Raw genomic sequence first — 26305 nt, 5'->3', positions numbered from 1 at the left:
TCCCCATACCCCCTACACTGGAATCCTGGCATTCCAGGGGGGATGATGACCAGACAACAACTCAGCCTGCAGACAAAGCTGGCCTACGGGGTGGGGGATCTGGGCACGGGCATGACGGCCAGTATCCTCATTTTTTTCCTGCTGCCCTTTCTCACCAACACCGTCGGCATGGCAGCAGGCTTGGCCGGCAGCATCTCCGCCCTCACCCGCTTTTGGGATGCCATCAACGATCCCATCATCGGCCTCCTCAGCGACCGCACTCGCAGCCGTTGGGGTCGCCGCCGCCCCTGGCTCCTGTTTTCAGCCATCCCTTTTGGCCTAACCTTTGTAGCGCAGTGGTGGATCCCTTTTCCCGGTCGAACTGGGCTTCTGTTTGCCTACTACCTGGCGGTGTCGCTGCTGTTTAACGCCTTCTACTCGGCTGCCAACATCCCCTATGCCTCCCTGACGGCGGAGCTGACCCAGGATTACGACGAGCGCACCCAGCTTAACCAATTCCGCTTTGCTTTCTCGGTGGGGGGCAGCATGGTTGCGGTGGCCACCTTTCCCCTCTTGGTTAACCTGCTGCCGGATCGAGCTAGTGGGCATTTGCTGGCAGGGAGCTGTTTTGGGGTGATCTCCACTCTGCCTCTAGTGCTCTGTTTTTGGGGGGTGCGGGAACGGCATCAGTCCTGGCGGGATCCGCTGCCTTTGCTCCAGCAGTTGGGGGTGGCCCTCAGCAACCGCCCCTATCTATTTGTAAGCGGCATCTACCTGTGTTCCTGGCTGGCATTTCAGTTTACGGCCACCATCATCCCCTACTTCATCGTTTTCTGGATGGGCTTGCCCGAGGTGTGGATTTCCCTGGTGGTGCTGGCGGTTCAGAGCGCTGCCGTGCTGACCCTGTTTGCCTGGACGCGACTGAGCGCCCGGCTAGGCAAGCGCGCCATGTACCTGATCGGGGCGGGGTTCTGGTTGATCGCGCAGGCAGGCCTGTTCTTCCTACAGCCCGGCCAGGAGCGGCTCATGATTGCGCTGGCGTTGTTGGCAGGAGCAGGGGTTTCAGCCACGGCCTACCTCGGGCCTTGGTCGATGTTGCCAGATGTCATTGACCTGGACGAGCTGCAAACGGGGGAGCGGCGGGAAGGGATCTTCTATGCCTTGATGGTGTTCCTGCAAAAGGTAGGCCTGGGGCTGGGGCTGTTTTTCCTGGGGCAAGTTCTAGATTGGGCTGGCTTTATCCCTTCGGTAGCTGGAGAGCCTCTTCCTTCCCAGCCCGAATCAGCCTTGCTGGCCATCCGCCTCGCCATCGGCCCCCTGCCGGCAGTGGCTTTGATTGGCGGCATTTGGCTAGTGTGGCTTTACCCCATTACCCGGCAGCGCCATCGGCAGATCCTGCAGGAACTGGAAGCAAGACGGGCTGGACGCTCCTCGCCTCTTAGTTGAGGATAATGCGTAGGCCACTGCCGGAGGACTGCCCTGGCCCAGGGTTGGGCAGAATCCGCAGGCCGCTGCCGGTGGGCCGGATCACGTTGTCGGCAAAGAGGGTGTTGGGGCGGCCATCCCGCTCGTACACCACCACCTCGCTAGGGTTGAACTGGGAGCGGCAGAGGATGGGAGAGTTGTCGGCAGCGGTAGCGGCACTGCAGCGATAGCCAGGGGCAGAGACCACTTGGCCCTCTGCATCGATGGAAAAAGGAGCTCCCCCGGTCGGGATCGGAGCAAAAAGCGGCTGGTTGGGAATGAGCAGGCCACCTGGGCTGGGTTCGACAACAATCCCACGCTCGTCGATGACAATCCGCTGTGCCTGGGCAGGAGCGCCAGTCCCCAAGAGCAAAGCCAGGCTCAGGCTAAGTTGGAGGGGAAGAAACAGCTTCATCGAACACCTCCTTTGGCCCGAGGCCATCCCACTGTTCATCCCAGCGGGATCCCTGGCTTGATCTTGGCCCAGACAGCGGGGGCAATCTAGGGCAGAAACCGTCACCTCGGTTGCCAGAATGGGCGCCTTAGCTTGACTACCATAGCCCTGAGCGGCCCAACGCCAGCCCCACCACCAGCATGCCCAATACCAAAAAAGGCTGAGCACTGGCCTGGTATTTCACGTCGTTCTTCAGCGGATCCCGCAGCAGGTACATGTCTTGGAAGGTGATCTGGGGGAGAATGAGCAGCACCAAAATCGCAGCGTAGAGCTTTAGACCAGCTCCCAGCAAAAACGCGGCCATGCCAAGCTGAAACAGGTCGATCATCAGCGCCGCGATCCAGGCCGCCCCCATGGCGCCAAACATCACCGGCAGCGAGGCCAGGCCAAACTGCCGATCCCCCTCCATGCTCTTGAAGTCGTTGACCACGGCAATCCCCAGGCCCGCCAAGCTGTAGAGGAGGGTTAGGATGCAGACCGTCCAGTTCAGCTCGCCAAATAGAGCGTGGCCCGTCCACCAGGGCAGGGCGATGTAACTAGCGCCCAGGGCGTAGTTGCCCAGCCAGCCGTTGCGCTTCAGCTTCAGGGGCGGCGCCGAGTAGATGTAGGCCAGCAAGGCTCCCCCCAGGGCAATGCTGGTAATCACCGGGAAGGGGTGGCCAGTATACCAGTCGAGGGCATAGGCCAGCGCCAGTCCCAGGATCAGCAGCACCCAGATTTGGATGACCACCCGCCGCAGGGAAATGGCCCCGGAAGGGATGGGGCGGTAGGGCTCGTTGATGGCGTCGATGTCGCGGTCATAGTACTCGTTCAGAGTTTGCGTGTAACCTGCCATCAGAGGGCCGGCTAGGACCATGCCCGCCAAGACTAGCGCCACGTTCTCCCAAGTCCAGGTGAAGTGGCCAGAGGAAGCCGCTCCCGGGATCAAGCCCCACATCAACGGGATCCAGGTAACCGGCTTCATCAGTTGCAGGTGGACTTGCCAGATGGAGCGAGACTCTACCTCCGCCCCCTTCATGCCCAGCAATTGGCGGAGACGGCGGCCAAGGGATCCCTTTTCAGAGCCCGCGGCAGTTTTGGGAGCAGCAGGATCCCCAGCAGGGGCCGCTGTGGCTGGATCGTAGGAAGTCGTTTCGTTCATGGTGAGGTGCGCAAGCAAACTTAAGCGGGGATAGCCATCCCTATTCTGCAGCATTTCCCCCCTTCCCTCAAAAGACCTCAAGGAACGTCTTAGTCTGGCAAGCGGGCAAGTCTAACGCCTGGGTAGTAGTAGGCCAAAATTTGGCGGTAGCTCCAGCCCCGGCGGGCCAATTCCTGGGCACCCCACTGGCTCATGCCAATGCCATGGCCAAACTTGGGGTAGGGACTAAAGTCCGGCAGGCTCTGCAGGTAAGGGATCCCGTCCACTCCCACAGTTCGGCTTCCGGCACTGGCGCTGTACATGGCATTGACAAACTTTCCTCCATACACCAAGACCACGCCGCGGGTAGCCCGTGTTGCCTCTAGGGCGGCTGCCGAGCGCTGCGAGAGGCCGCGGTACACCTGGGAGCGGGTGTCGCTAAACACATCAAACCAGCGCCGGGAATTGCGGTGGTAGAGGACATAAGTGCGAGCAGCTACCGCCTGCGCCTTCAGGGCCTCCGGCAAGAAGCGGGCTCCCATTTCAGCTTCCACTACACTGGCCACATAGTCCTCGAGGTGAACGTAATTGATGGCTTGCACGCGGTTGTAGCCCATCAAGAGCACCTTGCCGGAATACCAGCGGCCGTTGACTGCCACAAGACCCCCCTCCGGCGGCTCGATGAACAGCACTGGACTCACAGCCTCGTGCAGCTGTACCCCCCGGCGGCTGGGGCGGGCCCAAAACCCCCGTAGGGGCGGCAGATCTGCCAACACCTCTCCGCGACCATTGGTCAGCCGGGCAGGCAGAGAAACCCCCACCACCAAAGGAGTGGTGGTATCAGCCAACTGAACCCGCACCGTTACCGCCCAAGCGCCTTCCACCTCTCCCCCCCAGAGGCCCAGCAGCAGGGATCCGAGGAAGGCAAGCCAACGCCGTGCTTTCATCTAGCTAGGGTTTCTCCAGCCACCTCAGCTTAGGATAGGGCAAGAGGCGAGGGAAAGTTAGCGGGATCCCGCTGAGGGGACTTGTCTTGCCACCTGTAGCGATCCGGCTCCCAACCTAAAGCAAAGCGCAGGGAGGAGACCAGCTTGCCGTTGCAGAAGCAGACAAAACAGACCCAGGAGGCAAAGGCCAGGAGAGCGGCGTAGCCAAACGGGATTCGATAGCTAGACCCAACCGCCAGGGTGCCGAGAATGGGCCCTGCCAGGCCCACGCCCAAGTCAAACCCACACATCACCAGGCTAAACAGGCGCCCGCGCTCTGCTGGCTCAGAGCGGTCGGCTACAAGGGCAGAGATGAGCGGGATCAGGGTGCCAAAGCTCGATCCCACCCCAATCCCAGCAGCCAGAAAGGCCCAAGCGCTGTTGGCTACAAGCAGCACTCCCATAACCAGCGCATAGGTGGCCAAGCTGAGAGCGATAAACGGCCCCCGCCCGTAGCAATCGGAAGCGGGACCCGTGAGCAGGCGCACGCCAAAGCTGGCAAAGGCCACTGCCGTGTAGAAAAGACCTGGATTCAAGGGAACTCCAGCCTCCTGCATTAACAGAGACACAAAAGTTGTTTGGGTGCCGAAGGCCAACCCCACCAGCAGCATCACTCCCGTGAGGGAGCACACCTTTGGGTGAAGCAAAAGGCTCCAGAAGGCCCCCTTGCAGGCCAGGGATCCCCCTTGTCCCCGCCGCTGCTCTTGGACGGCGCAGGTACAGAGACAGCCCACCCCTCCCAGCAAAGCAGCGAAGAAAAATAGGGGCCCATAGCCAGCCAGTTCCTGCAAGAAGCCCCCCAAAGCGGGACCAATGGCAATACCCAGAGGATTAACCAAACTCATGAAGCTTAGGATCTCGCCGCGTCTTTCCTCGGGGGCAAGATCTGCAACCAGAGCCACGTAGGCAGTGGCAAAAGCAGCAATGCTAATTCCATGGAAGGCCCGCACCAGCGCTACCCATGGGATCCAGTCCGAAAGCCAGTACCCCAAGGGAGCCACTGCTGCTGCCCCCATGCCGATAAGAAGCACAATCTGACGGCTGTAGCCATCTGCCAGGCGCCCCAACCAAGGCCGAAAGGCTAGCAGCCCAAAGGAGAAGGATCCCATCACCAAGCCCACCTGTTGGCTAGTGCCGCCGGCATCCCGGACATAGAGGGGCAGGGTGGGTAGCAGCGAGGACAAACTGGCCCAAAAGAGCAAGCCGGCTACGAACAGGACGCCCAAGTTGCGTCGCTGCGCTGACTGGAGCTGCCCAGCTTTCCTCACATGCACTCCTGCTAAACCTAGAGGGGCACCCCTGGAGACTTCTGCACCAACGGCAAGCCTCCCTTGACGCTCAGGCCCAGACAATTCTTTGGGTGCTGACTTTACTTATCTTAATATCCAGGCTAGAGGCGGGCTGGGAGATTGAAGTGCAGGGATCCCCGTCAGGCCAACCTCAAACTGCCCCTCGAGGAGGTAGGTGGCAGCCTTCTTAAGGGTGGTCTCGGAGAGGTCAGGCAGCTCAAGCCGAGCCCGAATACGATTGAAGTTCCGCTGTAGGCCGTGCTGGTAGGTGGGGTCGTAGTGCTGCAGCAGCAGCTCCCGGACAAACTGCGGCCAGTCTTGGGCGTCGATGAGCTCAAACCAGCGCTGCAGGCGCGCTTGGCCATAGCGGGCTTTTAGGGGCAGCAACTTCTCCTTGAGCGCCTGGGGATGGGCTATCCAGTGGGGATAGTGGGCAATCAACCCCTTCACGCGCTCTTCTAGGGGCAACTGCACCTCGATGCAGTCGGCTTGGGTGAGGGCTTGCCAAAGGGCAGGGGGCAGGTGGAGTTGGCCCACTTTGGCACTCTCTGCCTCCACCCAAACTGGCTTAGCGGGATCCCACTTGAGGAAGACCTGGACCAACTGGCTTTCAAAGCTCTTCTGGCTGGGCTGGGGCTTCCCCCACTCGGCCCCCAGAAGGGATCCCCGATGGCAGGCCAGCTCTTCCAGATCCAGGACTTGGGCCCCCTGCTGATGGAGATAGTGGAGCAACAAGGTTTTGCCGCTCCCCGTTGGCCCGCAGAGCACTCGGTAGGTAAATTGCTGGGGCAAGCTCTGCAGTTGCCGACGCACCCAGGCGCGGTAGGTTTTGTACCCGCCTTGCAAGACGGTTACTTGCCAGCCCACCTGGGACAACACCAAGGCCAAACTGGCCGAACGCTGTCCTCCCCGCCAGCAGTAGATCAGGGGGTGGTAGTCCCGGTCCTTGTCGGCAAAGTGGGTTTGCAGGTGACGGGCGATGTTCTGGGCCACCAGGCTGGCCCCCCGCTTGCGGGCTGTGAAGGGATCCACCTGCTTGTAGAGCGTGCCCACCTCCGCCCGTTCCGCGTCGTCAAGCACAGGCAGGTTAATGGCCCCTGGCCAATGGTCTTCAGCAAACTCTGCTGGCGAGCGCACGTCGATAATCTCGCTGTAGGTGTGCAGCCAGGGCTCGGCGGTAACGTGAATGGGAGCAGCCACAGGTGTGAGGTTCTCTCTTGCTCGATCCTGACAGATTTCTGCCTACGGGAGCAGTAGAATACCCCCTTTTGCAGGGATCCCTTGCGTCCGCCATAATAGAGCTCTTGGTCTAGCGTGTCGCTGGCAGGGAGGGGGAGATGGTGCAACAGGCTGGCTATGGATCCTGGCGGTCCCCGATTAGCGCGGATTTGGTGGTAGCCGGATCCCTGCGCCTGGGACAACCGGCCTGGGAAGGGCAGGATCTCTACTGGATCGAGGGCCGGCCCCAGGAAAAAGGGCGCAACGTCCTGAGGCGGCGCTTGGCTGACGGAAAGGTGGAGGAGCTGACGCCGGAGCCTTTTAACGTGCGCACGCGAGTCCACGAGTACGGCGGCGGCGCCTACTGGGTCTCTGAGGGAGTGGTGTATTTCTGCAACTTTGCCGATCAACGGCTGTACTGCCTGTCTCCAGCGGGGGAGATCCGGCCCCTCACCGAAGCTGGCCCCTACCGCTATGCCGACGGGGTGGTGGACAGGAGGCACCGGCGCATTCTCTGTGTGCGCGAGGATCATAGCCGCCAGGGAGAGCCAGAAAACACGCTGGTTGCCATTGACCTTGAAAGCGGAGCTCAGCAGGTTTTGGCCGGGGGCCACGATTTCTACGCCAGCCCGCGGCTCAGCCCAGACGGTCAAGCCCTGGTGTGGCTGACCTGGGATCACCCCCAGATGCCCTGGGACGGCACGGAGCTGTGGCGGGCTGAGGTTGCCCCCGACGGCAGTTTGGGAGAGCCCCAGAAACTGGCTGGCGGCCCGGCTGAGTCCATCTTCCAGCCCCAGTGGTCGCCGCAGGGGGAGCTTTACTTGGTTTCTGACCGCAGCGGCTGGTGGAACCTCTACCGCTGGGATCCCCAGGGCCCCCTTCCCCTCTGCCCTATGGAAGCCGAGTTTGGAGAACCCCAGTGGGTGTTTGGCTTGAGCACTTACGGCTTTTGTGAGGACGGGCGGATCCTGGCCATCTATCGCCAAGAGGGGCTCTGCCACCTGGCGCTTTTGGATCCCCGTTCAGGAGAGCTTCAGGAGATCCCCTTGTCCTACACCGAGCTGCACAACCTCCAAGTTAGCGGCGAAAAAGCTGCCTTTCTGGCCGCCTCCCCTAGCGAAGCCCCTGCCCTAGTCTGCTTGCATTTGCCGTCTGGACAGCTGGAGGTGGTGGCCCGCTCCAGCCATGTGGCAGTCGATCCAGAGTATTTGTCGATCCCCGAACCCATCGCCTTTCCCACCTCAGGCGGGGCAGTGGCCTACGGCCTCTTCTATCCTCCCAAGAACCCCGACTTCGTGGCCCCTGCCGGCGAGAAGCCGCCTCTTTTGGTCAAAAGCCACGGTGGTCCCACAGGGGCGACGGCAGCCGTGCTCGACCTGGGGATCCAATACTGGACCAGCCGCGGGATTGCCGTTTTGGATGTCAACTACCGCGGCAGCAGCGGCTATGGGCGGGCCTACCGGGAGGCCCTCAAGGGCCAATGGGGCGTGGTGGACGTGGAAGATTGCATCGCCGGGGCCAAGTTTCTGGCCCAACAAGGCCGGGTGGACGGGGAGCGATTGCTCATTCGCGGCGGCAGCGCTGGCGGCTATACCACCCTGGCGGCTTTGACGTTTCACAACGTCTTTAAGGCCGGCGCTAGCTACTATGGCATCAGCGACCTGGAAGCTTTGGCCAAAGAGACCCACAAGTTCGAGTCGCACTACCTCGACAGCCTCATCGGTCCTTACCCGGAGCGGCAGGATCTCTACCGGGAACGCTCTCCCATCTACCACCTAGAGGACCTCAATTGCCCGGTTATCTTCTTTCAGGGCCTGGAAGACGCTATCGTCCCTCCCAACCAGGCGGAGAGGATGGTGGCTGCCCTACAGGCCAAAGGGATCCCAGTGGCCTACGTGCCTTTTGCTGGAGAGCAGCACGGCTTTCGCCAGGCAGCCAACCTCAAACGGGCCCTGGAGGCAGAGCTTTACTTCTATGCCCAGATCCTGGGGTTTCCCCTGGCAGAGCCCATCGAGCCAGTTGCGATCAAAAACTGGAGCGCTTCCCCTTGAGGACCGGCTCCCAGCCGGTAAGGAGCTCGAGACTTTGCCGTTGAGTATCGTAAAGGCATGGGGATCCCAATGAGCAACCGAGGACGCTGGAGGCGATGGGTTGTTGGCGCTTTGGCAGCAGGCGGAGCGCTGAGCGGTGCCCTTTGGGGCTTTTACACCTGGGCAGAACCTGTCGAGATGGCAGCAGTGCCTCCAGCACCCCTGAGCTCGACTGCTGGCGCGGCCTTTTTGCGCGCCTACAGAGCTTTGCAGGCCGGCCAAGCCCAAGCGGCCCTGGAGGACTTGCAAGGCTTGGAAGAGAAGCTACCCGTTCTAACCGATGAGATTTGGAAGCTTAGGGCCCAGGCCTACGAAAAGCTGGGGGATCGAGAAACTGCCCAGAGGGTCTGGTGGCCCAAGATTTTGCAGGAGTACCCCCACAGTCCTGTAGCCGCCTATGCTCTTTGGGGAATGGGCCAGGTGGAGCAACTGCGGCAGCAATTTCCCACCCACCCCTTGACTGCTCGCGCCCTCAAGCACTTGCTGGAGCAGGATCCCAACCGCTATGACCTGCTGCGGGATTTGGCCCAACATCACCCGCAAACCCCTGGGTTAACCCCCCTCTTGGATCGCTGGCGGCAAGCCCAAGAGGGATCCCTCACGGCCTCCGACTGGCAGATCCTGGCTGATGCCTACTGGGAGCAACGGGAGTACGGCAAAGCCGCCCGCGCCTACAGGTACGCCCCTGCCACCTCGCGGAACCTCTACCGCTGGGGCCGCAGCCACCAGATCTCGCGGGAGTTTCCCCAGGCCAGGGCCGCCTACCAAGCGCTACTGGCGCAATTTCCCAACGTTGCAGAGGCCTCCCTCACCCGGCGTCGCCTGGCCGAGCTGAGCGACCTGCCGACGGCAATCCAGTTACTTCGCCAGGTGGGATCCGGCTCGGATCCAGAGGCCCCAGAGGCTCTCCTCAGCCTCAGCCAGCTTCATGAGCGCAACAACAGCCCCCAGCTGGCCCAAGCGGTGCGGCAGGCTCTTTGGGAGCGCTTCCCGGCCAGCGAAGCAGCAGCCAACGCCGCCTGGACAGTGGCTTGGCGCCAGGCGCAGGCGGGCAACCTGAGGGCAGCTATTGCTGTGGCTCAGCCGATTGGCTTGGCGCAGCGGGATACGGAAATGGGGGCGCAACTACTTTACTGGGCAGGCAAATGGTGGGAACGACTGGGGGACATGGCGGCGGCGCGGCAAACCTATCAGCAGGTGCTGCAGCGATTTCCTCGCACCTACTACGGCTGGCGGGCGGTGGCGCAACTGGGCTGGCCAGTAGGAGATTTCTCCAGCGGGCGCCAAAGGGTTGAAGTGGATTTCCAGCCGGTTCGCCAACCTCTGCCTGCTGTTTCCGAGGCTACCCAGACCCTGCATTTGCTCGGCGCTAGCCAACTGGCCTGGGAGCGCTGGCAGGGGGAAATGGCTTTGCAGAAACGGGATGCGGGCCAGATGAGTGTGGCCGAGCGCTTTGCAAGTGGCATTTTGCGCAACAACGCCGGCGAGCACCTGCGGGGCATCAACCAGGTGGCTGCCCTGCGCTTTAGCACCGAGGCGGATCCGCTGCTGGAGAGTTTAAGGCAACGGCAAGACTTCTGGCAGGCCCTCTACCCGCTGCACTACTACGCCAGCCCCGAGAACAGGTGGGAGGGGGATCCCTATGCCCAGCCTGGCCTGGCCCACTGGGCGCAACAGTTTAGCCTCAATCCCCTGATGGTGGCGGCCTTGATTCGCCAGGAATCCCGTTTTGAGCCGGAGATCGTCTCGGCCTCAGGAGCGCTGGGCTTGATGCAGGTGATGCCTGCCACCGGCCGCTGGATTGCCCAAAAAATTGGCCTAGCCCAGTACAGCCTCACCAACCCTGCCGACAACCTTCGCCTGGGATCCTGGTACTTCGACTACACCCACCGGGCCTATCAAGACAACACCCTGCTGGCCCTGGCCAGCTACAACGGCGGTCCCGGCAACGTCGCCAAGTGGCTGAGCCAATTTGGCTTTGAGGATCCCGACGAGTTTGTGGAGCAGATCCCCTTTGCCGAAACCCGCGGCTATGTCAAGGCGGTGTTCGGCAACTACTGGAACTACTGGCAGCTCTACACGCGGGAAGGACGCACCCTGGCCAGCGCGCTCCAGCTAGAGGCTAGACCGGTGCCGGGAAGAGGTCAGCTGCTCCCTCAGCAGTTGCACCGAGTAGGCCGCCAGCCCCAAGCCCACCATGACAAACATGAAGGCAACTAGAGAAACGGAGCCCACCAACAGGTAGCGCACCAAAATGCCGACTCCCCATGCCAGGGATCCGCTGTCTAGATCAACAGGCGGCAGCTTGGCCAGCATTGAGAGCAGCAATTGCAGGAAACCGTAGCCTAGGCCGGCAGCAAAGGTGGCCCCCAAGAGAGCGCTGAGGGGATGGGGGGATCCCGGAGAGGAGGAAGACATGGGGCAACACGGGAGAGCTCACCTTTATTGTAGGCTCCGGCGTAGAATGTGAAGGTTCGCTAGCGGAAGACGATGGGGAGCGGATTGGAAGCGGTTTCCCACTACGAGGTTTTGGGAGTCTCCATGCAGGCGACGGCAGCCGAGATCAAGCGTGCCTACCGCCGCTTGGTCAAGTACTACCACCCCGATAGTCTGCTAGCCAAAAAGGATCAGGCCGCTGCTGAGCGGATCCGCCAGATCAACGCCGCTTACGCCGTGCTCCGGGATCCCCAAGCCCGCCGCGAATACGACCGGCAACTGCTTGCCAGCCAGACCTGGCGCCGCTCTCAGCCGATAGCCTCCCCGCCGCCGACGGTCAGCCAAGAAGCCCTCCTCCGCGAAGCCTGGATTCGGCAGGTTTACACCCCCCTGAACCGACTCTTGGGATCTCTGTTGGCTTCCCTAAAACCCCAGCTAAACGCTCTGTCCGCCGATCCCTTCGATCCCGAGTTGCTGGCGGCCTTTGGCCTATACCTAGAGGAATGCGCGCAGAAATTGGCCCAAGCTCAGCAGCTCTTTCGCCGTCTTCCCAACCCCAGCAGCTTGGGGAAAGTGGCTTCCTGCCTCTACTACGCCCTCAACCACCTGGAAGATGCTCTGGAGGAGCTGAGCCATTTTCCGCTTAACTTCGACGACCGCCACCTGCACACCGGGCAAGAGCTGTTTCGACGGGCCCAAGAGCTGCGCCGAGAGGCTGGCCAGGCCTATGCCAAGATCTCCCTCTAGCGGGATCGAGCCCATGCTGGCTTGCCTTCGCGATAGCGGTGCCGCCGGACCCTGGACCCGCGCACCTGCGCCCACAACGGCTTGGCCGGCGTCCTGCAGCAAGCTAGCTGCCTCGACAAACAGCAGCAACTGAGGGATCCGGGCGTGGGCAAGACCCTCTCAATCGGCCTCTTCGCCCTGCTGAGGATCCGCAGAGGATGACGCTCCTAGTGACTTGGCCTGGGCAGCCGCAGGGGCAGGCTTGTGCCAGTGCAGGCCAATTAGGGCGTCGTAGAGAAAGCTCCAAAACTCACCCTTTCGCCAAATGCCCAGAGTTTGGTGGCAGTTGCGAGCGTCCAGCTCTGGCTTAGCCACCCAGTAGGCCGCCTGATACTTGTACCAGGGAACCGAAGGCCAGAGGTGGTGGATGAGATGGTAGTTCTGTCCCAACAGGAGGATGTTGGCTAGCCGGCTAGGGTAGACCCTGGCGTTGTACCACCGCTCCTGAGATTGAAAGGGGCGATGGGGCAGGTAGTCGAAAAACAAGCCCAATAGAAGCCCCATGATAAAAGCAGGGGGCAGCCAGTAGTTCAGGAGGTAGTCGGTGTAGCCGAAGTGGAAGGCCAAGGCAAAGGTCAAGACCACGACTAGCCGACTCAAAGCCCACTCCAGCAGATCCCAGCGGCCTTTGCGCCAGAGCTGCCGCTTGAAGAAAAACACCTCGTGGTAGAAAAAGCGCGGCGCAATAAGCCACAGCGGCCCCCCCGTGGAGACGTAGTGATCCGGATCGTCTTCAGGATGGTTGACGTGGGCATGGTGTTGCATATGCACCCGCTTAAAGACAGGGTAGGCAAAGCCCTGCAACAGAGCAGATCCATGCCCCATAGCCTCGTTCAAAAAGCGGTTGCGGTGGGCTGAGCCATGGGAGGCATCGTGGATTACCGTGCCCAACACATAGAGGGCGACAAAGTTTAGCCAGAACACCAACCAGCGGGGCCAATGCCAAAAGGCATACCCACAAAAGCAGGCGGCTGACAGCGCCACAGACCCTAGAAACATCAATAGGGTGGGATTCCAAAATTCTGGCGGCGGCCCCAGCAGCTCACGAGGTAAGGTAAAAGGCCTGGAGTCCGGTTGCGGAGTCACAGCAGCAGTCATCGGCAGCCATCCTCGAGTGTGCACAGCGCAGACGGTGGGGATGGTTTAAGGCAACCCGCCAAACCCCAGCAAGCGGCAGGGATAAGCTTTGTTAACTTTCGTTAGTATACGGCACAGAACTGCTCAGCTTGTCCCGTCAGGCCTGATTTTCCCGCCAACCCCAACTGCCGCCGACAGGGATCCCGGCAAGAACTGTTGTGAGGTTTTGTTGCGGCCTCTATTGCAATTCATGTGAAGATCGCGGGGGGATCCCTCTAAGTCTTGCAAAACAGGGGTAATCTAGGGGGCGGTTAACCTAAGCCAAGGAGGAAAACCATGCTGCTCCTTGTTGCGCCGCTAGCTATAACCGCTCACACCAGCCCCTGGTCTCCCCTAAGCGCGGTGATCATTCTGCTCTGCACAGGACTGGCATACCTGAGCTTCAAGTCCTCTTCGGGGGTCGCTTCAGAAACTGGACCGGTGTTGGGGATGACCTGGCCAGAAGTCCTGGGAGTTGCCAGCTTTGGTCATCTACTGGGGGTAGGAGTAATCTTGGGCCTCTCCAACATGGGGGTTCTCTAGGTTGCATGGCAACGCAAGCCCTGGCCTTCGTGCCAAGCGCTCTGCACTGCTGCCGCGACCGAGGACAAGTCGCCTTGTGCTAGCCTAGTTATGGCTCTGCCAGTAAGGTGGCGACGCAGCTTCTTGAAAGCACTCCTGCCCTCAGGGTTCTCCTCTAGTCCTTGATTCACCGGACCTAACTAACCTTCTGCCTTGACGTAGATGGGCTGAGCTAGTAGGCTAGCAGGTACATCTTCTTGGGTAGGCGTTTTGCCTAGGCTAAAGTTGGCTCCGTCTTTAGCCGGTGTGCCTTATGGGGGCAAGGAGCAACTACCTGCAGCTTGCGGGGAAGTCACGCCTGTGGAGATCCCTCTGGCGGGGTAGTAGAGGTAAACTCTGCCACTAGCCACGGGTCGTGGAAGCAGGAAGAAAGCCTCAACGCCGAGCGAAAGTCTGCTTTTGCCCGGGGTTGAATAAGTCTTTCAGAGCGGTTCAGGAAAACTGCGACCCAGCCAAGATCTGGAGCCAATAGGAAAATCCCTAACGAACTCGTTTCTCTAGTCCCACTTCCTTCCTGGTGAGGTTTGGTGTCATGCCTGTAACGATGCTCCTGGCTGCTTTGCCAGAAGGCTATGAACTGTTCGACCCACTGGTCGATATTTTGCCGATCATCCCCGTTCTGTTTTTCCTGCTTGCCTTTGTCTGGCAGGCGGCGGTGGGCTTTAAGTAAAGTCCCAGTCGGCTGGAATCGGTAGCTCCGGCTCGCCCCTCTTGCACTCGCGGAGGGGTTAGTTGTCTTTGCAGAATGCCCTGCCCCAGGCTAGTAGCTCTTCTAGAGGAGTCAGAGATCGCGGTCAAGGACACCGGTAATCCAGAGCACTCCTGCCAAGCAGACAAAGTGGGCGAAGGTGACGTTGATATTGGCAGCCAAGAGCAGTACTCCTGTTACCTGGTTGGCCTGGGTGCGGGCGAAAATGCGTGCCAATAGCTCGCCGACTTGGGCTTCCATGCCAATCAAAGCCAGGAACGCTCCAATGAGGCTAACGTAGGTAACCAACTGCAATTGCTTGGGCAAATCGAATTGGCCTGAGGCAGTAGCGGAAGCTGAGCGGCGCTCTGCGTGCAGCAAGTAGCGCCAGTTGAGGAAGAGGCCGGCTGCTAGAGTGAGTAAAGTCAGCAGAGTAAACCAGAAGGCGATAGTAGCCCCCAGCGAGTCATCTCGATAGACGGTATTCTGGCCAATTAAAAAACCAAGCCACAGCAGCAGGGCCGTTGCCCCCAGAACCCCCTGAAACCAGAACCCAAAGCGGCGCGTCAAGCGCAAGCGAGACCGCATGCGCTCAACCGTCGCCCCTCCTAGCTGCGACATGGGTCCGCTCATCCTTCTTCCCCCGCTCTCTATCCGCTTCCAGCCTATCCCCATCCTCTGCCCCCCGTCACCGAAAGGCGCGGCGCAGAAGCCTCTACCTCAAGCCGTGGGGTCATCTAGAAGGCTAGGGCTTGCGATGGGAGTCCCTGCTTTGCAGGCGCAGGATTTCCGCCTCGATGCGTTGTTTGAGCTCTTTTCCTTCTTCAGAGCGAATCCACAAGGTGATGCGGTTATATTCCGGCACGGTCATGCCATGGCGGGTGATGATCTCGGTGGCGGTGCGAATGAACTCCCGCCGGATTTGATCCTTGGTGGCCGGATCCTCGGCGGCCTGAGAGCGCTGCTGGGCTTCCTGCCGGTGGGGCTCCATCTCCAAGACGATGCGGGCATACTTGGTAACCTGTTCATCGCTTAGAGCTAGGGGAGTGGCAGGGGTTTGGGCTACGGCCAGGGAAACACCCACTAGCGGGATCCAGGTACAAACCCAGATCAAGCCCACCAGCCCTTTCTGGGCCACGCTTGCCAGCGAGAGTGCCGCTCCTCCTTTCCGACCTGCTTGACCAAACACCGCTACTATCTCCCCACCCAATCACTGCGTTGCCGGTGTCGCTGGGATCTTCTCCTAGGTGTAGCTTTTGTCTGCAACCCGCTTCAAGCTACCCCAGGCAAGCCACCGCCAGTTGTCGCCAGCGCCTACTTCTTTTGACCAAAAAGTGGCCCTAAGGTTCCTGCTGGTGCCTTGAACAGCCCAGAAGGGGGATAATGAGGGTGGATTGCTGGTTGTGGCTTTATGAACTTGGAGCGTCGCCCGGTTTTCCCTTTCACGGCCATTGTTGGCCAGGAAGAAATGAAGCTGGCCCTGCTCCTCAACGTTATCGATCCCCGCATCGGCGGCGTGCTGATCATGGGGGATCGGGGCACGGGCAAATCCACCACCATCCGCGCCTTGGCCGATCTCCTTCCCCAAATTGAGGTCGTCAAAGGGGATCCCTTCAACAGCCATCCGCGGCAGCGGGATCTGATGAGCGATCAGGTGTGGGAGCGCCTGCAGGCAGGAGAAACCCTGGAAACCACCTGGATCCAGGTGCCGATGGTGGACTTGCCCTTAGGGGCCACTGAAGACCGGGTCTGCGGCACCCTGGATATCGAGCGGGCTCTCTCTCAAGGGGTGAAGGCCTTTGAGCCGGGGCTTCTGGCCAAGGCCAACCGCGGCATCCTCTATGTGGACGAGGTCAACCTCCTGGACGACCACCTGGTGGACGTACTGCTGGATGCGGCGGCCTCCGGCTGGAACACCGTCGAGCGGGAGGGGATCTCCATTCGCCACCCAGCCCGCTTTGTGCTCGTGGGATCCGGCAACCCCGAGGAAGGGGAGCTGCGCCCCCAGCTTCTGGATCGCTTCGGCATGTTTGTCCGCATCGAAACGGTGCGGGATCCGGCCCTGCGAGTGCAGATTGTGGAAGAGCGCAGCCAGTTCGACGCCGATCCCCAGGCTTTCTTAGCCAAATACGCCGATGCCCAGCAGCGCCTGCGGGAGCGCATTGAAAAAGCCCAACACCTATTGCCGCAGGTGGGGATTGATCCCGAATTGCGCTTGAAGATCTCCGGCGTGTGTGCGGCCTTGGAAGTCGACGGGCTGCGGGGAGATATCGTCACCAACCGGGCGGCCAAGGCCCTAGCGGCTCTAGAAGGGCGTACGGAAGTTACTGTTGCCGACATTCGCCGGGTGATTAGCTTGTGCTTGCGCCACCGCCTGCGCAAGGATCCCCTGGAAACTATCGACTCCGGCTACAAGGTCGAGAAGGCCTTTAGCGAGGTGTTTCAGGTGAACCTGGAGAGCGCTGCCTAGCTCTACCCCCAATCCCTCTTCCAGGGGGGAGTTAGGCAAACAGGGTTTCTAGTTTGTTGGCGATGGCAGCAATCCAGGCTTGCTCCTGGCGGCTGAAGCTGCGCGGCCTGTCACTGCCCAAGATAAGGCATCCCTTTTGGCCAATGGGCTGGCAGAGAACCGCCTGGGATCCGGGTGGCAACAGGCCCTCGAACTCGGCGCGGGCGGGGAAAAATCGCAGATCCCCTAGGTAAACCGGCTGCCCCGTCTTCAACACCTGCTGCAGAGTGCCTTGGGGCTGTAGGGAGGGCAACTGGCCAGGGCTAGCTAGGATCCCTCGCTGCAGCAGAGTGCGTCCCTCCACCCAGATCACCACGGTGCGGGCGGCGGTAGTGCTAAGGAGAGTGTGGGAGGCCCAGGCCAGCTCCAGTTTTTCGCGTTCAGACAGCTCAGGATGCCAATCGCAACCTGGACTCCCCTGCAGGGGAGCGGCCTGGGGAGGACGGGGCTGAACCTGCTGCCACAAAAGGCCAGTTAGGATTAAGACGGCGCTGAGGAGGATCCCCAAGGCGTCAGAGCGGGATTGACTGGCCAGCAGTTCTGGCGTAAAGGCCAGCCGGTTGATGACTAGGAGAATGCTGCCCAAAACGCCTGCCACCAAAGGCAGTCGCCGCAGCCAGCGGTTGGGATCTCGCTTGAGCCTCAAAGCAGGAAGAGACGTCTAGCGCTAAGTCCAGTCTAGAGCTACCCAAGGTCTTAGAGGCGGCTCCAGATGCCGAGGCGCTCTTGGCGAGCTCTTTTTTCCAGGCCGCGGAAGTAGCTGTCGTACTTGATGTTGTGGGTGTAGGGGGCGATGCGAGCCAAGCCGTTGCGCACCAGCATGGCGTTCATCTGCTGGCCCTCCAGCCAGACATAGGCTTCCACCAAGCCAGTGGCATCGACGTTGCGCAGCAGCTTATCCCCTTCCAGCTTGACCGTGCGGCGGAGGATGCGCTCACGCATCAGCTCAAGCGCCTGCTGATAAAAAGGATCCTCCTGGGGGCTAAGGCCCTGGATCCCGGCCAGCCGGATCAAGCGCAATTTCTGCTCCCCTTCAATCTGCGCCACCAGCGTGTCGCCATTGACCACACCCACCACCACTGCCTCGGGGTAGCGATCAAAGTAGTGGTTATCGAAGTAGAAGGGGGTGTCAGGCACAACCCGCCGCTCTCCAAACCCGTGGCCGGGAAGAACAGGCAGGGCTAGGAGCCATCCCAACACCGCCCAGCCAAAAGCCATACGCCGGAACATGCTCTTCCCCCAGGGACACCTAAGGCGTAATGGTAGCGGCAACTCTCAGCTAGGCAACCCCTTGCCAGCCAAGGTTCTCTCATGAATAGGGATTTTGGGTGAGGAACTCCCGATCTAGCGGTAGGGGAGCCACTGGCTGGGTAAGGGTAAACTGACCGCTGGCAATCCACTGTTTGAGGATCTCGGCAACCTGCATCGAGCGGCGCAGGCTAACTAGGGGGGCAGTGCGCACCTTGCGGCCGTTGAGGACAATGTAGCCGGATTTGAGCTGGGCATAGCTCACCAGGCCAAAGGTGGGCCGCACCCGCCGGGGGATAGAAAAGTCAATCACGGGCGCCACCAGATCTTTGTCTCGGATGGCAATGGGCTCCAAATCGCTGGGGGAAAGGATGGGGATGGGGATCCCAACCCCTAACATCAAGCTGGGGCCGTAGTTGCGAAAGTAGCAGCCTCGCACCCATTCGGCTTGCATCTGTTTGGCATCGCCAATCAAGGCCAGGGTGGCTGCGGGGCCAATGGGAGTTTGGTTGGGCAGCCGCTTTTGCAGCGGAAAGTGTTGGGTACCTTCCCAAGCTATATAGCCGATGCCGCCCCCTAGAAAGATGCGGCTGCCAATCCCCACCCGGCGCAGGAGAGGATCATTGAGCAGGGGGCATAGCTCGCCGGGATTGGAATAGATGGCGTTGCCCAAGTTGGGCTCCAACAGGCCCAAATAGGTGTACAGCGGCCGATCGCCGCCATTGACGCCGACAATGAAGTTTTGGTAGGCGTTGCGGGGGTTGAACAGGTAGAACTGGTTAAGCTGATCCCGCGTCAGCAAGGTCTCGTAGTCGGCGCGGGGATAGCAGTCGGTTACTTGGCCAATGGCCCGCAGGTGCACCCGCTTGCCGGCAACCAGATCGGCGATGACATGGCCCCCTCCATAGGGCTGATCAGCTTGCTCACTGGGCTGGGCCGCCCCGATGTAGAGATCGACAGCCCCAAAGCCGGCATAGGCGGGCACACCATTTAACCAGGCCTGGCGAATCTTGATTGGGGGATCCGTGTGCCCTAGGTTGAGGATCGCTCCCGAGGACTCCATCGGCTCAAAGGTACCGGTGGTTACCACGTCCACCTGCTCGAAGGCCTCCTCAAGGCTAAGGGTAGCTAGCTTGGCCTTGGCCTCCTGAGCCGTCCACACCCGCACCCGGCCTTGGAGAATCCGCCGGTTAATTTCGTCTAGAGTTCTTTCCATATAACTGCAGGCAGTCCGCGTTCCTTTGGGGCAGCGCTCTCGAATGGCTATCAATAGCTTAGATGGGCAAGAAGGCCTCAGGGAGGCAAGCTGCTAGCGGTGGCGGTAGGGCGTCCCTGGGCAGGGTAGGCCAGGCGGGCCGCCAAACTATCGGGCTTCTTGAGGATCTGGCTAGGCAGCGCGGCTTTCCTCTCCCTCCAGGTGGACTTGCCCTTCCAGCAAAGCCAGGGTTAGCCGGTCAAGGGCCTCCAGATCCAATTCGTCGTAGAACCGTTCTTGGAGGAGATAGCAGATTTGGGATTCTTGTTCGCGGGTGAGGCAGGCACTCTGGAGAACCGATTCGACAATTGGGCGAATGGACATGGGGCAGCGCTCTAACTCAACTACCCCTATGAAATTCAGAAGGAGGAGGAGACAGCCGTGATCCAAGTCAAATGGCCATCCTCAGCCAGGGCCTAGCTAAGCAAGCCCACTGCCGGCAGGGGCAACTCTGCCGCCGCTGCCGCATCCAGCAGCCACAGCAGCCGCCCTCTAGGGTTGACGCTCTGACAGGGCAGGTGGGCCTCCGTCGTCAGCGCCTTTTTGACAATCTCGGCTTTGCTAGCTCCGGCAACCAAAAACACCACCTGGGCCGCCTGGTTTAGGACAGGATAGGTCAGGGTCAGGCGCGGCTCCTCTCCCTTCTGCCCCACGGTTACCCAGCGGTGTTGCACCTGCAGGGCAGCTGTGCCGGGGAACAAGGAAGCCGTATGGCCGTCCTCCCCCACTCCCAGCCAGATGAGATCAAAGGCAGGACATTCGTTGCCGAAAACCCGCCGCAGGGTTGCCTCGTATTCCGCTGCATCCCGCAAGGGATCCCCTGCCTGGGTAGGCATGGGAAAGACCTGCGAGGCAGGAACCCCGACCGTCTCCAGTAGGATCCGCCGTACCATGCCGTAGTTGCTCTCGGGGTGATCCGGGGGAACGTAGCGCTCATCCCCCCAGAACAACCAGGTTTGCTGCCAAGGGATCCCTGGCGTCTGGGTTAAAGCGGCATACAACTTTCGCGGGGTGTTTCCTCCTGCCAAAGCTACCGTAAAGCGACCCCGTTGACGAATGGCCGCCGCAGCCTGCTCCTGCCAGATCTCCACCGCCCGGCGGAAAAGAGCTGCCCCCTCCGGCCAGATTTCCAACTGGAACCCTTGCATCGGTGCCTTCTACTGCCTTAGCCGGGCCAAAGGGATCCCCCTAAGAAGCGACCGCCATCTTCTTAGTTTCCTCTTGGATTTTCTCGTAGAGGGATCGCAGCTTTAAGCCCACGATGACCTGGATGAGCCCGGAGCCGTTGCGGGATCCCGGATATTCGGGGTGCTTGCGCAGAAGCTCTGTCAGCTCGCCGTAATAGCGGGTCGACAGATTGCTCAGGTGGTTCTCGATGTAGATGACCTCCTCCAGCTTGTCGAAGCTGCCGTCAATTTCCAACACCGAGACCGGATGGTCGAAATAGGTGGAGGGGCCGTAGTGTAGGCGAATGCCGGGATAGGAGCAGGTTAGCTTCTTGCCGCACGGGATCCAGTCAATGGTGGAGCCTTCGTCAAATAAATAGACGTGGTCAAAGTACTTCACCCCCTCGCGCTGGATCAGGCGCACCCGCAACACCTTGTGCTCTGGATCCAGCTCTGGCAGAAGCTTGGTGGGCAGCACCTCAATCACCACATCGGCATAGCGCTTCTGCACATCGACGTAGGCCTCGAAATCCGGGCGGCGGGCCTCGATGGAGCGCAGCACATCCTCATAGGTGTGGCCCCGCTCTGCCATGTCCCGCTTAACCTTCCAGGCAACCTTAATTTCCGGCGCCAGATCCAGATAGATCTTAAAGTCCAGCAACTCCCGCACCCGCTCGTCGTACATGGGGTGAAGGCCCTCCAAGACGATGATGGGGCTGGGATCCACCCGCTCAGGGGGGTCGATGGTCCCCGTCTCGTGGTTGTAGATGGGCTTCATCACGCTCTGGCCATTTTTGAGGGCCTTGGCCTGCTCGTACATGAGGTCGAAGTTGTTAGCGCGGGGATCCAGCGCCGTAATGCCCTTTTCCTTGCGCTGTTGGCGATCCAAGGAGTGGTAGTCATCCAGACAAATGGTGGTGATGAGATCCCGGCCAAACAAGTCACTCAGCCGCCGCAAAAACGTGGACTTGCCACAGCCAGAATCTCCAGCAACACCAATCATCACAATGCGTTCGGGACTGCTTGCCATGGGAACTCCTTGGGGATAGGCGGGGCAAAACTGCAAGGAGGCTTCTAAAACTTTATGGCTTTGCATATTACCACAAGACGCTCCACCGCAAGCGAGCCTGAGGCTGGAAAAGCTGGCGCTGGCAGAAGATAAACCATTTCCTGGGCAGTGCAGGCGTTTTTCTGGATGGGCAAGGGAGACGCCGCCAGTTGACAGGACAAGTTCCCTTCCGCAAAGGCAGCCTGCTAAGGTGTTTGCTGTAGCTACCACTGCCAGGAGCAGATCCCAGTCATGGTTGCCAGCGCCCAAAAACGAGAAGTTGTGGTCAATCTCTACCGCCCCAATGCCCCTCTAGTTGGCCAATGTTTGGAGACCTACTCCCTTGTCGAGGAAGGGGCACCTGGCCTAACCAAGCACATTGTGCTTAGCCTACCTGATCCTAACTTCCGCTACCTGGAGGGCCAGAGCGTTGGCATTATTCCTCCTGGCGTCGATGCCCAAGGCAAGCCCCACAAGCCCCGCCTCTACTCGATTGCCTCCACCCGCTACGGCGACGATGGCGAGGGACGCACGGTTTCCTTGAGCGTGAAGCGGGCCGAATACGTGGATAAGGAAACCGGCCAGCCGGGAGTGGGAGTCTGCTCGGGCTTCCTCACCGATCTCCGAGCTGGGGATGAGGTGATGATCACGGGGCCGGCTGGGAAGACGTTCCTCCTGCCGGAGGATCCAAACGCCAACCTGATCTTGATTGCCACTGGCACGGGCATTGCTCCTTTTCGGGCCTTCATCAAGCATTTGCTCGAGGAGGATCCCAACTACCAAGGCAGGATCTGGCTGTTTTTTGGGGTACCCACCACTTCCAGCCTGCTGTACCGGGGCGACCTGGAAGCCTGGAAAGCTGAGCATGGGGATCGCTTTCGCGTCGACTACGCCATCAGCCGCGAGCAGCAAACCCCCGATGGCAAAAAGATGTATGTGCAAAACCGCATGGCCGAGTACGGCGCCGAGCTGTGGGAGATGCTGCAAAAACCCAACACCTACGTCTACATCTGTGGTCTCAAGGGGATGGAGGATGGCATCAACAGCGTCATGGCTGCCGTAGCCCAACAAGCAGGCCAAGACTGGAGCAGCTTCCAGAAGGAGCTCAAGAAAGCTAGCCGCTGGAACGAGGAAACCTACTAGGGGATCTCGGAGGTTTCTGGAGCGGCCAAAGCATGCCAAAATGCTGGTATCTAGGCTCCCCAGAGCAAAAGGTTTTCCAGGAGTCCTAAGCTGTGGACGCGCGCTACAATCCCCAGGCCATTGAAAGGAAATGGCAGGCCCACTGGCGTGAAATTGGGCTGGATCGCACGCCGGAGCTAACAGCAGAAAGCCGCAAGTTCTACGCCCTGTCGATGTTCCCCTACCCCAGCGGCAGCCTGCACATGGGGCATGTGCGCAATTACACCATCACGGATGTCATTGCCCGCCACAAGCGGATGCAGGGGTATGCAGTGCTGCACCCCATGGGGTGGGACGCTTTTGGCTTGCCGGCAGAGAACGCCGCCATTGACCGGGGGATCCCGCCGGCCAAGTGGACCTACCAGAACATTGCCCAGATGCGGGATCAACTGCAGCGGCTGGGGCTTTCCTACGACTGGGAGCGGGAGATCACCACCTGCGCCCCCGACTACTACAAATGGACGCAGTGGCTGTTCCTGCAGTTTTTCAAGGCAGGCCTGGCCTACCAGAAGGAAGCGCCGGTGAACTGGGATCCCGTGGATCAGACCGTCCTGGCCAACGAGCAGGTGGATGCGGAAGGGAGATCCTGGAGATCTGGGGCTCGGGTGGAAAAGCGCCTCCTCAAGCAGTGGTTTCTCAAGATCACGGCCTATGCCGACCAACTCCTGGCTGACCTGGAGAAGCTCTCCGGCTGGCCAGAGCGGGTGCGCACCATGCAGGAGAACTGGATTGGCCAGTCGGTAGGGGCTAGAGTTCTCTTCAAAACCGAAACAGGGGAAGAGCTGCCGGTGTTTACCACCCGGCCTGATACCCTCTGGGGAGCCACCTTTATGGTGCTGGCGCCGGAGCATCCTTTGGTGGAGAAGCTCACCACCCCCGAGCAGCAGGCTGCTGTCAAAGCCTACCAGGCCGAGGCCGCTGCCCGCAGCGAGATCGAGCGCAGCGCTGAGGATCGGGAAAAGACGGGCGTCTGGACGGGCTCCTACGCCATCAACCCCGTCAACCAAGAGCGCATCCCCATCTGGATTGCCGACTACGTGTTGATGGGCTATGGCACAGGGGCCATCATGGCCGTGCCTGCCCACGACCAGCGGGACTTTGAGTTTGCCCGCAAGTTTGGCCTGCCCATCAAGCTGGTGGTGCAGCCGCCTCAGGGTGGGGTGGAGACTGCTGAAGATCTGCAGGCGGCCTGGACAGGGGAGGGGGTGTTGATAAACTCCGGCCCCTTGAACGGAATCCCGGTGGGCAAGGGCCCAGGGCAAAGTGTGGAAAGGGCCATCGCCTGGCTGGAGGAGCAGGGGCTAGGGGAACGGCAGGTCAACTACCGCCTGCGCGACTGGCTCATCTCGCGGCAGCGCTACTGGGGCTGCCCCATCCCGGTCATCCACTGCCCCCGTTGCGGCATTGTGCCAGTGCCGGAAGAAGATCTGCCAGTGCTCTTGCCAGAAGATGTAGAGCTGACGGGGCGAGGCGGATCCCCATTAGCCCAACTGGAGGAGTGGGTGAAGGTGAAATGCCCCACCTGTGGCGCAGAGGCCCGCCGGGAAACGGACACCATGGACACCTTCATCTGCTCGTCCTGGTATTTCCTGCGCTTTAGCGATCCCCGCAACGACCGCGAGATCTTCCGCAAGGATCTGGTCAACGCCTGGCTGCCGGTGGATCAGTACGTGGGCGGCATCGAGCACGCCATCTTGCACCTGCTCTACGCCCGCTTTTTCACCAAAGTGCTGCGGGATCTGGGGTTGCTGAATTTCGATGAGCCCTTCTCCCGTCTGCTCACCCAGGGGATGGTGCAGGCGCGCACTTACTACAACCCCAACAAGTCCGGCAAGGATCGCTGGATCCCCACAGCGCTGGTTAAGGATCCCAACGATCCGCGGGATCCCGAAACCGGCGAGCCTCTGCAAGTTATCTACGCTACGATGTCCAAATCCAAGGGCAACGGCGTGGATCCGGAAGAGGTGCTGGCCAACTATGGGGCAGACACGGCCCGCATGTTCATCCTCTTCAAGGCGCCACCGGAAAAGGACTTGGAATGGGACGATGCCGACGTGGAAGGGCAGTTCCGCTTTCTCAACCGCGTCTGGCGGCAGGTGTACGACTTTGTCAGTCGCGGTGGCGGGACGGCGTCCTTGCAGGCCAAAGTCGAGGTGGGATCCCTGACCAAGGCGGAAAGGGATCTGCGCCGTGCCGTCCACACGGCCATCAAGGAAGTCAGTGAGGATCTGGAGGAGTACCAGTTCAACACTGCCATTGCCGAGCTGATGAAGCTGAGCAATGCCCTAGCCGAGGCGGGGATCCCGGACTCGCCAGTTTATGCAGAAGGGATCCGCACCCTGGTCTTGCTCCTGGCGCCCTTTGCCCCCCACATTGCCGAAGAGCTGTGGCAGGCCCTAGGCGGTACCGACTCGGTGCATCGCCAGTCTTGGCCCAGCTACGACCCGGCGGCGCTGGTGGCCGATACGGTCACGATTGTGGTGCAGGTCAACGGCAAGCTGCGCGGCTCCTTTGAAGCCCCTGCCGATGTCACGCCGGAGGAGCAGGAGCGGCTAGCTCTGCAGTCGGAAGCGGCCCAGAAGTATCTCCAAGGGGCGACGCCGAAGAAGGTCGTCGTGGTGCCGAAGAAGCTGGTCAACGTGGTTGTCTAGCTCTCCGTTTGCTCAGGTAACCTCCCCCCCTGCATAGGCAAGACCCAGGAGCAGGGCTTAGGATACTGAACCGATGTCTGTTCCTTGCCCTTGGATCACCTATGCGCAAGCGATGGGTTCTCAAGCCGCAGCAGCTTCCTCTGCTGTGGATGGCCATTCAGCTAGCGGTCGGGATCCCTGCCCTGGCCCACCCCAGCAGCAGCTCTGCCAATCCTCCGGCTGCCCTTGAGGCTGCCACCCAGCGAGTTACCGAAATCCACGGCGGTGCTGGCCCCTGGGCGGTGGTGGGTTATCGCATGGGGATGCGGGCTCTCAAGGAGCTGGGCTTGGCAAGTCCCCTCCCCCCCACCTCCCCAAGTCGCTTTGTGGTGGAAGTCATTCACGAGTCGCCGCTCCAGATTCCCTTTGCCTGCATCGTGGATGGGTTGCACGCCGCCACCGGAGCCAGCTTGGGCAAGCTGAACTTAAAGCTGGTGGAGGTGGACTCCCTAGACAAAATGCGCAGTGTTGTCATCCATCGAGAAACTGGCAAGCGGGTGGAGTTTCAAGTTTTGCCTGAGTTTATTGCTAAGTACCGAGAGCTGCCCCCAGAACGGCTTATGGCAGCGGGGCAGGAAGTTCTTCAAATGGCCGACGAGGCTCTTTTCCGTCTCACGATTAGACCCTAGCGCCGATCCCCCCCAGCAGGATGGGAACTCCAGGGCGGGAGAGATATGATGCCTAGCACGGCTTTTTCCAGAAGGACTAAGGAGAAAGCTGTGCCGCTAGGTTGCTCTGGGGATCAGCCAGGGCAAGCAATGGGGGAAGTCCGGTGCAAATCCGGCGCTGTGCCGCAACTGTGATGGCAGGATGCCCGCCTACGGCTTCAGCTCAGGGCTTAGAGCCCTTCCGGGTCGCATGGAACAAAGAGCTGACATGAAAAAGACAGTTCTAGGTCTCAGCCTTGGGCTGGGAAGTTGGGTTTTGGGGATCCCAGTCTGGGCGCAAGCAGTCTTGGATACCGGCCTCAGCGCCGAGATTTTGAATCAACCCGTCACC

25 protein-coding genes and 1 riboswitch are annotated in these 26305 nt (G+C 60.5%); of the genes, 10 read left to right on the top strand and 15 right to left on the bottom strand.

Annotation, left to right across the window (positions count from 1 at the left end; translation table 11 throughout):
• Positions 1-45: 45 nt before the first annotated feature.
• On the top strand, positions 46-1425 hold the full coding sequence (locus NW807_RS00455; RefSeq protein ID WP_414424975.1) for an MFS transporter: 1380 nt from the start codon (positions 46-48) through the stop codon (positions 1423-1425).
• On the opposite strand, the gene NW807_RS00450 is transcribed toward NW807_RS00455, so the two are convergent.
• The 5 genes from NW807_RS00450 to mnmH form a co-directional block, all read right to left on the bottom strand.
• Positions 1418-1858: a hypothetical protein gene (locus NW807_RS00450; RefSeq protein WP_414424974.1), complete on the bottom strand. Its 441-nt coding sequence runs from the start codon at positions 1856-1858 to the stop codon at positions 1418-1420. The two genes, NW807_RS00455 and NW807_RS00450, sit on opposite strands and share 8 nt — an antisense overlap.
• A gap of 136 nt (positions 1859-1994) precedes the next feature.
• The gene (gene chlG / locus NW807_RS00445) at positions 1995-3092 is read right to left on the bottom strand and encodes a chlorophyll synthase ChlG (protein WP_414411980.1); all 1098 of its coding nucleotides are present in this window, start codon (positions 3090-3092) and stop codon (positions 1995-1997) included.
• Between the two features lie 35 nt (positions 3093-3127).
• A complete protein-coding gene (locus NW807_RS00440) occupies positions 3128-3964 on the bottom strand; it encodes a SpoIID/LytB domain-containing protein (RefSeq protein WP_414424973.1) in 837 nt (278 codons plus the stop codon).
• A 29-nt stretch (positions 3965-3993) separates the two neighbouring features.
• On the bottom strand, positions 3994-5271 hold the full coding sequence (locus NW807_RS00435; protein WP_414424972.1) for an MFS transporter: 1278 nt from the start codon (positions 5269-5271) through the stop codon (positions 3994-3996).
• A gap of 105 nt (positions 5272-5376) precedes the next feature.
• Positions 5377-6492, bottom strand: coding sequence for a tRNA 2-selenouridine(34) synthase MnmH (gene mnmH, locus NW807_RS00430; protein ID WP_414424971.1), 1116 nt, complete (start codon positions 6490-6492; stop codon positions 5377-5379).
• Positions 6493-6629: 137 nt separating this feature from the next.
• On the opposite strand from mnmH, the gene NW807_RS00425 reads away from it, so the two are divergent.
• The gene (locus tag NW807_RS00425; protein ID WP_414424970.1) at positions 6630-8561 is read left to right on the top strand and encodes a S9 family peptidase; all 1932 of its coding nucleotides are present in this window, start codon (positions 6630-6632) and stop codon (positions 8559-8561) included.
• 69 nt (positions 8562-8630) lie between these two features.
• A complete protein-coding gene (locus NW807_RS00420) occupies positions 8631-10820 on the top strand; it encodes a transglycosylase SLT domain-containing protein (protein WP_414424969.1) in 2190 nt (729 codons plus the stop codon).
• Here the strand turns inward: NW807_RS00420 and NW807_RS00415 are convergent.
• A complete protein-coding gene (locus NW807_RS00415) occupies positions 10716-11018 on the bottom strand; it encodes a DUF3082 domain-containing protein (RefSeq protein WP_414424968.1) in 303 nt (100 codons plus the stop codon). The genes NW807_RS00420 and NW807_RS00415 overlap by 105 nt on opposite strands.
• A 72-nt stretch (positions 11019-11090) precedes the next feature.
• Between NW807_RS00415 and NW807_RS00410 the strand changes: the two genes are divergently transcribed.
• On the top strand, positions 11091-11783 hold the full coding sequence (locus NW807_RS00410) for a J domain-containing protein (protein ID WP_414424967.1): 693 nt from the start codon (positions 11091-11093) through the stop codon (positions 11781-11783).
• Between the two features lie 159 nt (positions 11784-11942).
• Here NW807_RS00410 and NW807_RS00405 read toward each other — a convergent pair whose 3' ends face one another.
• Positions 11943-12920, bottom strand: coding sequence for a fatty acid desaturase (locus NW807_RS00405; protein ID WP_414405008.1), 978 nt, complete (start codon positions 12918-12920; stop codon positions 11943-11945).
• A gap of 315 nt (positions 12921-13235) precedes the next feature.
• On the opposite strand from NW807_RS00405, the gene psaK reads away from it, so the two are divergent.
• The gene (gene psaK / locus NW807_RS00400; protein WP_414396161.1) at positions 13236-13481 is read left to right on the top strand and encodes a photosystem I reaction center subunit PsaK; all 246 of its coding nucleotides are present in this window, start codon (positions 13236-13238) and stop codon (positions 13479-13481) included.
• Between the two features lie 571 nt (positions 13482-14052).
• Positions 14053-14190, top strand: a complete 138-nt coding sequence (locus tag NW807_RS00395) for a photosystem II reaction center protein K (RefSeq protein WP_414396163.1) — start codon at positions 14053-14055, stop codon at positions 14188-14190.
• A 111-nt stretch (positions 14191-14301) separates the two neighbouring features.
• On the opposite strand, the gene NW807_RS00390 is transcribed toward NW807_RS00395, so the two are convergent.
• Both NW807_RS00390 and NW807_RS00385 read right to left on the bottom strand, forming a co-directional pair.
• A complete protein-coding gene (locus tag NW807_RS00390) occupies positions 14302-14841 on the bottom strand; it encodes a DUF3611 family protein (protein ID WP_414405007.1) in 540 nt (179 codons plus the stop codon).
• A 112-nt stretch (positions 14842-14953) separates the two neighbouring features.
• Positions 14954-15346, bottom strand: coding sequence for a DUF4168 domain-containing protein (locus tag NW807_RS00385; protein ID WP_414424966.1), 393 nt, complete (start codon positions 15344-15346; stop codon positions 14954-14956).
• 273 nt (positions 15347-15619) lie between these two features.
• Here NW807_RS00385 and bchI point away from each other — a divergent pair, with 273 nt between their 5' ends.
• Positions 15620-16678 (top strand): magnesium chelatase ATPase subunit I, encoded by a 1059-nt coding sequence (gene bchI / locus NW807_RS00380; protein WP_414405005.1) that lies wholly within the window; start codon positions 15620-15622, stop codon positions 16676-16678.
• A gap of 31 nt (positions 16679-16709) precedes the next feature.
• On the opposite strand, the gene NW807_RS00375 is transcribed toward bchI, so the two are convergent.
• The 6 genes from NW807_RS00375 to NW807_RS00350 all read right to left on the bottom strand — a co-directional run bounded on the left by NW807_RS00375 (position 16710) and on the right by NW807_RS00350 (position 21416).
• Positions 16710-17363: a cofactor assembly of complex C subunit B gene (locus NW807_RS00375; protein WP_414424965.1), complete on the bottom strand. Its 654-nt coding sequence runs from the start codon at positions 17361-17363 to the stop codon at positions 16710-16712.
• A gap of 50 nt (positions 17364-17413) precedes the next feature.
• The gene (locus NW807_RS00370) at positions 17414-17935 is read right to left on the bottom strand and encodes a thermonuclease family protein (RefSeq protein WP_414410016.1); all 522 of its coding nucleotides are present in this window, start codon (positions 17933-17935) and stop codon (positions 17414-17416) included.
• 91 nt (positions 17936-18026) lie between these two features.
• Complete coding sequence (locus NW807_RS00365; protein WP_414405002.1) at positions 18027-19181, bottom strand: homocysteine biosynthesis protein; 1155 nt, start codon at positions 19179-19181, stop codon at positions 18027-18029.
• A gap of 171 nt (positions 19182-19352) precedes the next feature.
• Positions 19353-19544: a hypothetical protein gene (locus NW807_RS00360; protein ID WP_414424964.1), complete on the bottom strand. Its 192-nt coding sequence runs from the start codon at positions 19542-19544 to the stop codon at positions 19353-19355.
• Positions 19545-19636: 92 nt separating this feature from the next.
• Positions 19637-20368: a 6-phosphogluconolactonase gene (gene pgl / locus NW807_RS00355; protein ID WP_414424963.1), complete on the bottom strand. Its 732-nt coding sequence runs from the start codon at positions 20366-20368 to the stop codon at positions 19637-19639.
• A 40-nt stretch (positions 20369-20408) separates the two neighbouring features.
• Complete coding sequence (locus tag NW807_RS00350) at positions 20409-21416, bottom strand: phosphoribulokinase (protein WP_414424962.1); 1008 nt, start codon at positions 21414-21416, stop codon at positions 20409-20411.
• 270 nt (positions 21417-21686) lie between these two features.
• Between NW807_RS00350 and NW807_RS00345 the strand changes: the two genes are divergently transcribed.
• The 3 genes from NW807_RS00345 (at position 21687) to NW807_RS00335 (ending at position 25935) form a co-directional block, all read left to right on the top strand.
• Positions 21687-22577, top strand: a complete 891-nt coding sequence (locus NW807_RS00345) for a ferredoxin--NADP(+) reductase (RefSeq protein ID WP_414396182.1) — start codon at positions 21687-21689, stop codon at positions 22575-22577.
• Between the two features lie 92 nt (positions 22578-22669).
• Positions 22670-25267, top strand: a complete 2598-nt coding sequence (gene leuS / locus NW807_RS00340; RefSeq protein ID WP_414424961.1) for a leucine--tRNA ligase — start codon at positions 22670-22672, stop codon at positions 25265-25267.
• Positions 25268-25368: 101 nt separating this feature from the next.
• Entirely contained in the window at positions 25369-25935 is a 567-nt protein-coding gene (locus tag NW807_RS00335) for a formylmethanofuran dehydrogenase subunit E family protein (RefSeq protein WP_414424960.1), read from the top strand.
• 81 nt (positions 25936-26016) lie between these two features.
• A riboswitch (cobalamin riboswitch) is annotated at positions 26017-26143 on the top strand.
• The last annotated feature ends 162 nt before the right edge of the window (positions 26144-26305 follow it).

The sequence above is a fragment of the Synechococcus sp. R70.1 genome (assembly GCF_047461675.1).
Lineage (GTDB): Bacteria > Cyanobacteriota > Cyanobacteriia > Thermostichales > Thermostichaceae > Thermostichus.
The sequence above is the reverse complement of the archived record's forward strand: the minus strand, read 5'-3'. Positions and strand labels throughout refer to the sequence as shown.